Origin of the sequence: Streptomyces sp. NPDC006393, assembly GCF_040628575.1 — a bacterium.
Taxonomy (GTDB): domain Bacteria; phylum Actinomycetota; class Actinomycetes; order Streptomycetales; family Streptomycetaceae; genus Streptomyces.
This window is the reverse complement of record NZ_JBEXZD010000176.1, coordinates 1-9,923: the sequence shown is the minus strand read 5'-3', so window position 1 is coordinate 9,923 and position 9,923 is coordinate 1. Positions and strand designations below refer to the sequence as shown.

The following is a 9,923-nucleotide window of genomic DNA, read 5'->3' as shown; positions in this document are numbered from 1 at the left end:
CTTGAGCCAGCTGTCGCCGGTGCCCACGGAGCAGTCGTGCATGTCATTGCACATGTTCGGTACGACGAAGGAGACCGTGGGGAGCTTGGTGTAGTCGGTGGGGAAGCTGGAGAACGGCAGGTGGTGGGAGGAGTCCCCGGCGGTGGGGAAGTCCGCCCAGGGTGCGTGCTTGCGCCGGTAGTCGCCGCTGCTGCAGCCGGTGTATCCGGCGCTCGGCAGGTCTTCGGAGTACGCCTTGAACGTGTGTCCTGCGTCGATGAGCTGCTGACCCAGGTTGCCGCCGGTGAAGTTGTGGGGGCAGCTGTCGTCGGTGATGCCCTGCGGGGAGCCGGAGAAAAGGCTGATGTAGTTGGGCTGGCTGGGGTGGGTGACGCCGAAGGACTGGGTGAACAGGGCCCCCTGGGCGGCCAGCGACTTGAAGTACGGCGCGGTGTCCAGAATGTCGCCGTAGTCGTGGTTCTCGAAGGGGACAACCACGACGTGGTCGTAGCGGGGGATGACGGTGGCTGCGGCGGCGTGGTCGCCCGGGCCGGCGAGTACCAGACCGAGGAACGCGCCGGGGGCCATCATGGCCAGTGCCGATCTTCGGAGTGTGGTGGCCAGGCGTGGAAACGGCACGGTGAACCTCCTGGGGAGACGAGAGTTCGCAGGTGAGCGCAGCGAGGCCCGCGCCCATGCGCCGAGGTGCGTCTTCGGTGCAGGCGCGCATGGCTGTTCCCGTGTGGATGCGCTCAGCCGGAATGCGAGGGTCCGCCTGGTCTACTCCCTCACCGGACAGCCGTGTGACACCGGCATGCCAATGGCGATTCTGCGTCAGACGCGGTGGGCCGGATCCGTCCGGGTTTGCCTCCGGTCTGGAACGCCCTTCTGGTGGCGCAGGGGGTGAAAGGGCCCGGAAGAGGGCTGTCACAGCCAGCCGCGCCGGGAGGCGGCGAGTGCCAGCTGGAAGCGCGTCGTGGTACCCGTCCGGTGTGCAAGCCGCTCCATGTATCTGCTCAAGGTCCGCCGGCTGACGTCGAGCCGTCGGGCGATGTGCTCGTCGGTCATCCCGGTCGACATCAGCTCCAGGATGCGCCGTTCCATGGGGGTCAGCTGCGGCGGGCAGGGACCTGTGGCGTGCATGGGGAAAGCACTGTGCCAGGCGAGTTCGAACAGTTCATGGAGGGCAGAGAGGAGCCCAGATTCGCGCACCATGAGCATCTGCCGCTGTCGCCGCGCGCCGGCGGTCAGACCGAGTAGGGCGCAGCGGCCGTCGTAGATCCTCAGCTCCGTCGGCAGGGCGGAGACGACCCTTGCCTGTATCCCCAGCGCGACACCGGGCCGTACGGCCTCACGGTAGTAGGCGGAGTCCTCCACGGCCGCCTTGGCATACACGACACGGTGGAGCACGCCCTGGGTCAGGAGCGCGGTGGCGAATCGGGACGGCGGCTCGTGATCTGCGGGGTGCGGTACGAAACGCAGGACCTCGTGCCGCGCCGAACGTTCTGCCTGCTCGATGCGCTCGCTGATCTGGACGTCCGCGATGACTTCGAAGGCGTCCTCATGCCCAGCTGCCGGCATATGCTGCCGATAGTTCCGGTAGGCGTTCTCGGCAGCCACCTGGGCCTGCAGCACGTCAACCGTCCTTTCCTGCGTCAGGCACTGGAGCGCGGAACTGGGCTCGACCGGCTCCGCGTCCTGTCCGTGCCGCCCGCCGCACGCCAGTCCCCGCTGTGCGAGCCGATCTACCGCACCGCGGGCCTCGCTCACCCCGACATGCAGCGCATCGGCGATCGCCGTGACGGGTACCGGCCCGCACTCAAGCAGGTGGAGGTAGGTCCTGGCCTCCAGTCCTTTCAGCCCCAGGGTGCGCAGGTGCCGCTCCGACAGCCGCGTCGGCGCCGGGGAGCCCTTGCCGTGAGAGGGGCGGGGCCACAGGCCGGGGGCAGGGTCCTGGCGCATCAACCCGTACCCTCCCAGCCCGCGGCCTGCGCCCGGCCCCAGCTGCGCCAGTCCTCCGCCACCGCGGACGCGGGATCGATCGCGGCCCCGCGCCGGTGCGCAACCGCAACCGGTGTCCGCAGCCGGGCGCGGGCCTCGGCCAGGGCCTCGCGAGATGTGGGAGCGTCGACGACGAAGGTCTGCGTACCCGCACGTCCGTCGGTCGTCGTGGTCGCCATGGTCACGAGCCAGCGCAGGCTGTGAGAAGGGCGCGGTGCCGACGGGATGAAGGGCTGCCCAGGGGCAGGAGCCGACCGGCGGGAGAAGCCGCTTTCTCCCGACTGGCGCGGTGCATGGAACGCGGCCGGGTCCTCCCACACTGGTTCGCGGTGCGGCATCTGACGGGTGAGTTCGGAGGACAGCATGGTGGGGGTCTCCTCGGGCTTGAAGGGAAGCCGACGCCTGTCGCCGTGGAGGCGGTCGCGGGCGGTGCGGCAGTGCCAGCATCTGCTGGACGCGGACCCTGCGCGTCCGGCGCGGGAAGTCACATCAGGTCGTTCCCGAGGAGGTCCGCCACGTCCTGTACCTCCGGAGGAGTACACCCCGGGGGCTTTGGACACCTCTCGTGTCTCAATAGTCACAAGGGGTGACGGGTGATCCCGTGGGGGCGTATGAGGGGATAGCGCGAGGCGCGCCCGCGCCAAGGGCGTCCTCCAGGGGGCCGCTGTCAGGAGCGTGATCGTGCTTTGGCGCTACGCAGACGGCAGCGCTCGGTTGCCGTGCCGGCTGTGAGTGAGAGGACGTCGTGCTGCCTCCTGGGCGACGGGTGCCGGATGCCGTCGGTGAGAAGGCGGCGGCCATGCGATCAGGCCGGGAGTGCCTGCGTCTTCGACGTACACGGAAACGCCCGCCGGACCCAGGCGTTGACGGCATGTGAGGGCACGCCGAGGCCGAGCAGGGTGATCGGTTCGACGGCACAGCCTGGCGGCCTCTGCGGCCTCGCAGCGGGTGACGCCGTAGGGGACGCCGCACACATGCCTCTGGCACAGCGCCACGCGCGCCGCGTTCTCCGCACGGCGGTGGACAACAAACCCTGTCCGTTCCGCACGCCGCACGGATGGGCCGCCACACCAACCGCGCACATGGCGTGTCGGTCGGCATCAAGCCGCAGGAAGGCCGGTGAGCGACCGGACGGAGCTCTGCCGACTGCAACGAAACTGACGGTTTGCCGGTTCCATCCTCGCTGTCGCATGGCACAAGTGCGCCATGCGTTCAATCTCGCCACGGGCAACTCCTCCCCAGGCTGCCTCGGTTGAGCCAAGCTGATCGGCCGTCCGGCTCACGTTTTCCGGACAGGCCCGATCGATTGCGGTCGCACCTCACCTGGTTCCTTCAGCGACAAGGGATGCCAATGACCTCCGACCTCCATAGTCCGTGGCTCACGGGCGCGAGACGCCTGGCCCGCATAGCCGTGGCCGCCTGCGTGGTGGCCGTGCTCACCGCGGCCGGGCCGATACCTCTGGCCCTCGCCGTGGACGTGCCACCCGCCACGGCCGCCGACCCAGGCGTCAAGTCCGCGCATGACAAGCTGGGCTCGGACGACGCCGACCTGCTCGCCGAGGCCAAGGCCGATGGTGACAAGAACGTCACCATGATGATCGCCACGGTCCCGGGGCAGACCGAGCAGGTCGCCAAGGGGCTGGGCGCGGTCAGGGGCGGCTCGGTCGGCCGTACCTACGACAGGCTCGGCTACGTCCGTGCCACCGTCCCGACCACTGAGGCCGACTCAGCCATCGCCGCGGCAGCCAAGCTGTCCTCGGTGCACGCCATCGACCTCAAGCAGGAGATCCCGCTCGACGACCCGACCCCGGACGGCGCCAAGTCCTCAGCGGGCGCGGCCAGGTACCCGGGGCCGGGCAGGAACACCCCGGCGAAGAACCCGTACAACCCCACTTTTGAGACAGGCGCCGTCGATTTCGTCAAGGACCACCCGACGTGGGACGGCCGCGGCATCACCATCGGCATCCTCGACTCCGGCGTCGACCTCGGCCATCCGGCGCTGCAGCGCACCACCACCGGCGGGCGGAAGATCGTCGACTGGGTGACCTCGACCGACCCGATCGTGGACGGGGACCAGACCTGGCGTCCCATGGTCACCGCGGTCTCGGGCCCGAGCTTCTCCTACGGCGGCGCGACCTGGACGGCGCCTTCGGGCTCGTATGAGATCAGCACCTTCAAGGAGTCCGCCACCACCGGCGGCGACGAGAAGGGCGACCTGAACCGGGACGGCGACACCACCGACTCCTGGGGCGTGCTGTACGACCCCGCCGCCGGCACGGTCACGCTCGACCTGGACAACGACCACGACTTCACCGACGACACCCCGATGAAGCCGTACAAGGACGGTTTCCAGGTCGGGTACTTCGGTACCGACGACCCGAAGACCGATGTCGTCGAGCGGGTGCCGTTCGTCGTGCAGATCCGCAAGGACGTGCCGATGGACCCCTACGGCGGGTCCTGGACCGGCAAGAAGGCGGACTTCGTCAACATCGGCGTGATCGAGTCCGAGCACGGCACCCACGTCGCCGGCATCACCGCCGCCAACGGTCTGTTCGGCGGCAAGATGAACGGCGCGGCGCCCGGCGCGAAGATCGTCTCCTCGCGCGCCTGCACCTGGAGCGGCGGCTGCACCAACGTGGCGCTCACCGAGGGCATGATCGACCTCGTCGCCAACCGCGGCGTCGACATCGTCAACATGTCCATCGGCGGTCTGCCCGCGCTCAACGACGGCAACAACGCGCGCGCCGAGCTGTACACCCGCCTGATCGACACCTACGGCGTCCAGCTGGTGATCTCCGCGGGCAACTCCGGCCCCGGCGCCAACACCATCGGCGACCCGGGCCTGGCCGACAAGGTGATCTCGGTCGGTGCCGGCATCTCCAAGGAGACCTGGGCCGCGAACTACGGCTCGGCCGTGCGGACCGGGTACGCGATGATGCCGTTCTCCTCGCGCGGCCCGCGTGAGGACGGCGGTTTCACGCCCACGCTGGTCGCGCCCGGCGCCGCGATCAACTCCACCCAGACCTGGCTGCCGGGCTCCCCGGTCGCCGAGGCGGGCTACTCCCTGCCGGCCGGCTACTCGATGCTCCAGGGCACCTCGATGGCCTCGCCGCAGGCCACCGGCGCCTCGGCGCTGCTGCTGAGCGCCGCCAAGCAGCAGCACATCGACCTCACGCCGGCGAAGCTGCGCACCGCGCTCACCTCGACCGCCCACCACAGCCCGGGCGTGCAGGCCTACGAGGAAGGCGCCGGCCGCATCGACGTCGTGGACGCCTGGAAGGCGATCCGCCGCGGCGCCGCCGCCCACGACTACACGGTCAAGGCCCCGGTCGACACCGCACTCGACCAGGCCCTGAAGACCCCCGGCTTCGGCACCGGCCTCTACGACCGCGAGGGCGGCCTGAAGGCCGGCCAGAAGAAGACCTACGACGTCACGATCACCCGCACCTCCGGTCCCGACCGGCCGGTGTGGCACACGCTGCGCTTCGCGAACAACGCCGAGCACACCTTCCGCGTCGTCGGCTCGCCGCTCGTGCTGCTGCCGCTGAACCGGCCGGTGACCGTGAAGGTGCAGGCGGCTCCGCGCTCGGCGGGCCTCAAGAGCGCGATCCTCGAGGTCGACGACCCCTTCACCACCGGCGTCGACCGGCAGGTCCTCACCACCGTCGTGGTCGCCGACCCGGTCCACTACACCTACTCCGACACGTCCTCGGTGCAGCGCAACAGCACGCGCTCCTACTTCCTGACCGTGCCCGAGGGCGCCAAGTCGCTGGAGGTGGCGATCGGCGGCCTGAAGGACAAGAGCCAGACCCGCTTCGTCTCCATCCACCCCTACGGCGTCCCGGTCGACAACACCTCGACGCCGTACTGCTACAACAACTACCATGACGGCAACGGCTGCAAGCCCGAAGTCCGTTCCTACACCGACCCGCAGCCGGGCGTGTGGGAGGTGGAAGTCGAGGCGCGCCGCACCTCGCCGCTGCTCGACAACCCCTACCGGCTGGACGTCAGCGTCCTGGGCGCGGACTTCGACCCGCAGACCGTGACCGTGCCCGAGGCGAAGGCTGGCACGCCGGTCACCGCCACCTGGAAGGTCACGAACACCTACGCCGTCCTGGACGGCAAGCTGGCCGGCGGCCCGCTCGGATCGGCGAAGACCGCCCGGCCCACCATCAAGGCGGGCGAGAAGCAGACCTCCACGGTGGTCGTACCCGAGGGCGCCACCTCCCTGGACGTCGCCATCGGAGGCGTCTCCGACAAGTCGGCCGACCTGGACCTGGCCGTGTACGACGCGAGTGGCAAGCAGGTCGCGAAGTCCGCCGACGGCGACTCCGAGGAGGCGGTCTCCATCGTCAAACCGGCCGCCGGTACCTACACCATCGAGGTCGCGGGCTACTCGGTGCCGTCCGGCTCGACCAGCTACGACTACCGCGACGTGTTCTTCTCCACCACTCTCGGTACCGTCACGGTCGACGACTCGGCGCCAGTCGGGCTCGGCACGGGTGACTCGGCGACGATGAGCGCCAAGGTCACGGCGGCCGGCACCGCACCCGAAGGCCGAGAACTCTTCGGCCAAGTGCGACTGGTGAACGCCCGCGGCACGGCCGCTGGCACCGGCAGCATGACGATCGAGAAGGTCGTGTCGTAGGCCCGCCACGGTGGCGGAGGCGGCGGCTGTCCGGGCGCCTGCCCCCGCCTTTCAGGAGCGGGGAGCGCCCGCGCGCCCTATCCGCGCGACCACACCACTTTTCACAGGGAAGTCGTCGGTGTCGCCAAGGGCACTGCATCCAGCCCTGGTGACCTGCTCGCACCGGGCGCCGAGGCCGTCGACGCCGCGTACGACGGCAAGCTCGTCGGCGTCCTGGAGACCCTCGGTGCCTCCGGTGCAGAGGGCGAGGTGACCAAGCTGCCCGCGCCGCCCGGTCTCAAGGCGCCGCTCGTGCTGGCGGTGGGCCTGGGGACGGAGCCCGAGAAGGACGGTCGCTACGCCGGCGAAGGGCTGCGCCGGGCCGCCGGTGTGGCCGCACGTGCGCTGGCCGGAGTGAAGAAGGCCGCGTTTGCGCTGCTGCTTGAGGACGCCGTCGACGCCGGCGCCGTCGGTGAGGGCGCGTTGCTCGGTGCGTACTCCTTCGACACGTACAAAGGCAACGGCAAGGCACCGCTGGCCGAGGTCGTGTTGCTCGGCGGCAAGCCCCGCGACAAGGCGTACAAGGCAGCGATCGAGCGCGCCGCCGCCGTCAGCGAGGAGCTCAACCGCGCCCGTGACCTGATCAACATGCCGCCGAACGACTCAATCCGGCCGCGTTCGCCGCCCTGGCGCAGGACGCGGCCAAGGCGCACGGCCTGAAGGTGCAGGTGCTGGACGAGAAGGTGCTGGCCAAGGGCGGCTACGGCGGCATCCTCGGCGTCGGCGCCGACTCAGCGACGGCCCCGCGGCTGGTGAAGCTGTCGTACACCAGCCCGAAGGCGAAGAAGCACCTGGCGCTCGTCGGCAAGGGCATCACCTACGACTCGGGCGGCATCTCAAGCCCGCCGGTCACAACGAGACGATGAAGTACGACATGAGCGGTGCCGCCGCCGTGTTCGCCGCCGTCGTCGCCGCCCGCCCGCCTCGGCCTGGAGGTCAACGTCACCGGCTGGCTGGCGCTGGCCGAGAACATGCCGTCCGGTTCCGCCGTCCGTCCCGGTGACGTGCTGCGCATGTTCAGCGGCAAGACGGTGGAGGTCCTCAACACCGACGCCGAGGGCCGGCTGGTCCTCGCGGACGCACTGTGGGCGGCCTCGCAGGAGAAGCCCGACGCGATCGTGGACGTGGCCACCCTGACCGGAGCGATGTCGCAGGCACTGGGCAGCCGCACCTTCGGCATCATGGCCAACGACGACGCGTTCCGCACCACGGTCCACGAGGCCGCGCAGGAGGTCGGCGAGGAGTCCTGGCCGATGCCGCTGCCCGAGCACCTGCGCAAGGGTCTGGACTCCCACACCGCCGACATCGCCAACAAGGGCGAGCGCATGGGGCGGCGGCCTGACCGCCGGTCTGTTCCTGCGCGAGTTAATCGGCGAGGGCACTCCTTGGGCGCACCTGGACATCGCCGGCCCCGCCTTCAACAAGAACGACCCGTTCGGTTACACGCCCAAGGGCGGCACCGGCAGCGCGGTGCGCACGCTCGTCCGTCTCGCCGAGCTCACGACGGTGGGTGACCTCATCTGACGTTCGCTCCTTTTCCCTGACGGCCACGGGCGAGCACCGCACATTGGACGGCTTTTCCTGGTCAGCTCCGTGGGTGGTGCTTTCAGGTTGAGGGGCGTGCTGAAGCACCCCTGGCAGCAGAGGGCGTTGCAGGACCGACTACAGCAACGACACCCTCTCGACGACGGCCGATTCACCCGCCGCCGACACACCCAGTCCGTGTTCGACGCACTGGATGTCGTTGCTGTAATCCGCTCCAGGCTTGTTCCGGTGCCTGGCCTCAGCCGACCAGGTCGGCTTCACCCTGCTGAGTGGGTCTGGGTGGTGTGGTGTCCTCTTCGGGTGCGAACAGCCGTGCAAGCAGCTGTGCTCCGGCGGGAGCGACGGTCCAGCGGGCCGAGTCGCAGAGACCGTCGCTGCCGGGCGTGGCGTCGGTGGTGCCGGTGTGTGACCGCAGTGGGAGGACAGCCCAGCAGCGCTTGCCGAAGGCTGTGAGTTCGCTGCCATGGAACAGACACAGGGCTGCGACGAGCGCGAGTCCGCGTCCGGTTTCGTCGCAGGGGCCCGCCGTTCGCGGCCGCGGGGCAGTAGTGCTGCCGTCGTGGATTTCGACGAGGAGAAGGTCGTGATCCAGAGCGATCGAGGCGGTCAGCCGACCGCTCGCGTGCAGCACGGCGTTGGTGACAAGCTCCGACACCACCAGTTCAAGGCGCCAGCGCAGGTCCTCGTCAAGCGGTACGCCCCAGCCCCGCACCTCAGCCGAGATCCGTTGGCGCGCTGCGGGGACTGCGGCCGGGGTCGCCTCGAGGGTGAACCAGGTCTGAGCAGGGTGCATTGGGCGGTATCTCCTCGCGGCGTGGGGCGGTGCCTCACTCCTATCGGCTGGAGGGCTGCGGCGGTGGCCATGTGCCGCAGCTGGCGCCAGGTGGCCAGGGGCGGTGGGAGGTCCGGTCGACGTGCAGCACGGGCACGGCTCCACAGGAAGCGGTGATTGGCCGGAGCGCGGAGACGGCCCCCGGCAGCGTGTCGGGCGGCCGTTCACCGGCACTGTTTCGGTCGCAGGCTGCCTGTGACCGTGTGAAGTTGCCGGGAATGTGCGGCCGTCAGCACTGGATGACGTGGAGGGCGAGGCCTGCGCGGGAGGTTTCCTTGTAGTTGGTGCTCATGTCGGCGCCGGTCTCGCGCATCGTGGTGATCGCTGTGTCCAGTGAGACGATGTGCTGCCCGTTGCCTTTGACGGCCATGCGGGCGGCGGTGACTGCCTTGACGGCCGCGACGGCGTTGCGTTCGATGCAGGGGATCTGCACCAGGCCGCCTACCGGGTCGCAGGTCATGCCGAGGTGGTGTTCCAGGGCGATTTCCGCGGCGTTCTCGACCTGCCCGGCCGTGCCCCCCAGCCGTTCTGCGAGTCCTGCGGCTGCCATGGCGCAGGCCGAGCCCACCTCGCCCTGGCAGCCGACCTCCGCGCCGGAGATGGAGGCGTTCTCCTTGATGAGGCTGCCGATGGCGGCCGCGGTGAGCAGGAACCGGACGATGCCCTCGTCGTCGGCTCCGGGGATGCCATCGCGGTAGTAGTGCAGGACCGCGGGTATGACACCGGCGGCTCCGTTGGTGGGGGCTGTGACGACCCGGCCGCCGGCGGCGTTCTCCTCGTTGACGGCCAGGGCGTGCAGCGCGACGCGGTCCATGATGTGCAGCGGGTCCTCGCCGGGGCTCACCTGTGCCAGGGATCGGTGAAGTCCTGGGGCGCGGC

6 protein-coding genes and 2 pseudogenes are annotated in these 9,923 nt (G+C 69.8%); 3 read left to right on the top strand and 5 right to left on the bottom strand.

Annotated elements, in window-relative coordinates:
• The 3 genes from ABZ484_RS37420 to ABZ484_RS37410 form a co-directional block, all read right to left on the bottom strand.
• Positions 1-618, bottom strand: a 618-nt coding sequence (locus tag ABZ484_RS37420) for an alkaline phosphatase family protein (protein WP_358870416.1), incomplete at its 3' end; no start/stop codon positions are given.
• Positions 619-906: 288 nt separating this feature from the next.
• Positions 907-1,941 carry a helix-turn-helix transcriptional regulator gene (locus tag ABZ484_RS37415; RefSeq protein WP_358870415.1) on the bottom strand — a complete coding sequence of 345 codons (1,035 nt, stop codon included), beginning with the start codon at positions 1,939-1,941 and terminating at the stop codon, positions 907-909.
• Positions 1,941-2,159 (bottom strand): hypothetical protein, encoded by a 219-nt coding sequence (locus tag ABZ484_RS37410; RefSeq protein WP_358870414.1) that lies wholly within the window; start codon positions 2,157-2,159, stop codon positions 1,941-1,943. The genes ABZ484_RS37415 and ABZ484_RS37410 overlap by 1 nt, the downstream gene beginning before the upstream one ends.
• Positions 2,160-3,331: 1,172 nt before the next feature.
• Between ABZ484_RS37410 and ABZ484_RS37405 the strand changes: the two genes are divergently transcribed.
• From ABZ484_RS37405 to ABZ484_RS37395, 3 genes and pseudogenes are all read left to right on the top strand, one after another.
• Positions 3,332-6,628 carry a S8 family serine peptidase gene (locus ABZ484_RS37405; protein ID WP_358870413.1) on the top strand — a complete coding sequence of 1,099 codons (3,297 nt, stop codon included), beginning with the start codon at positions 3,332-3,334 and terminating at the stop codon, positions 6,626-6,628.
• Positions 6,629-6,751: 123 nt separating this feature from the next.
• Positions 6,752-7,327, top strand: a pseudogene (locus tag ABZ484_RS37400) (M17 family peptidase N-terminal domain-containing protein); the annotation flags it as partial.
• Positions 7,294-8,191: pseudogene (locus ABZ484_RS37395) on the top strand (hypothetical protein). The pseudogenes ABZ484_RS37400 and ABZ484_RS37395, both read left to right, overlap by 34 nt.
• Positions 8,192-8,450: 259 nt before the next feature.
• On the opposite strand, the gene ABZ484_RS37390 reads toward ABZ484_RS37395, so the two are convergent.
• Positions 8,451-9,005, bottom strand: a complete 555-nt coding sequence (locus ABZ484_RS37390; RefSeq protein WP_358870412.1) for an ATP-binding protein — start codon at positions 9,003-9,005, stop codon at positions 8,451-8,453.
• A 268-nt stretch (positions 9,006-9,273) separates the two neighbouring features.
• Positions 9,274-9,923, bottom strand: a 650-nt coding sequence (locus tag ABZ484_RS37385; RefSeq protein ID WP_358870411.1) for an L-serine ammonia-lyase, incomplete at its 5' end; no start/stop codon positions are given.

Excerpts from the sequence above, each read along its gene's own strand:
- ABZ484_RS37415 (WP_358870415.1), bottom strand. The coding sequence starts at position 1,941 with ATGCGCCAGGACCCTGCCCCCGGCCTGTGGCCCCGCCCCTCTCACGGC.
- ABZ484_RS37410 (WP_358870414.1), bottom strand. The coding sequence starts at position 2,159 with ATGGCGACCACGACGACCGACGGACGTGCGGGTACGCAGACCTTCGTC.
- ABZ484_RS37405 (WP_358870413.1), top strand. The coding sequence starts at position 3,332 with ATGACCTCCGACCTCCATAGTCCGTGGCTCACGGGCGCGAGACGCCTG.
- ABZ484_RS37390 (WP_358870412.1), bottom strand. The coding sequence starts at position 9,005 with ATGCACCCTGCTCAGACCTGGTTCACCCTCGAGGCGACCCCGGCCGCA.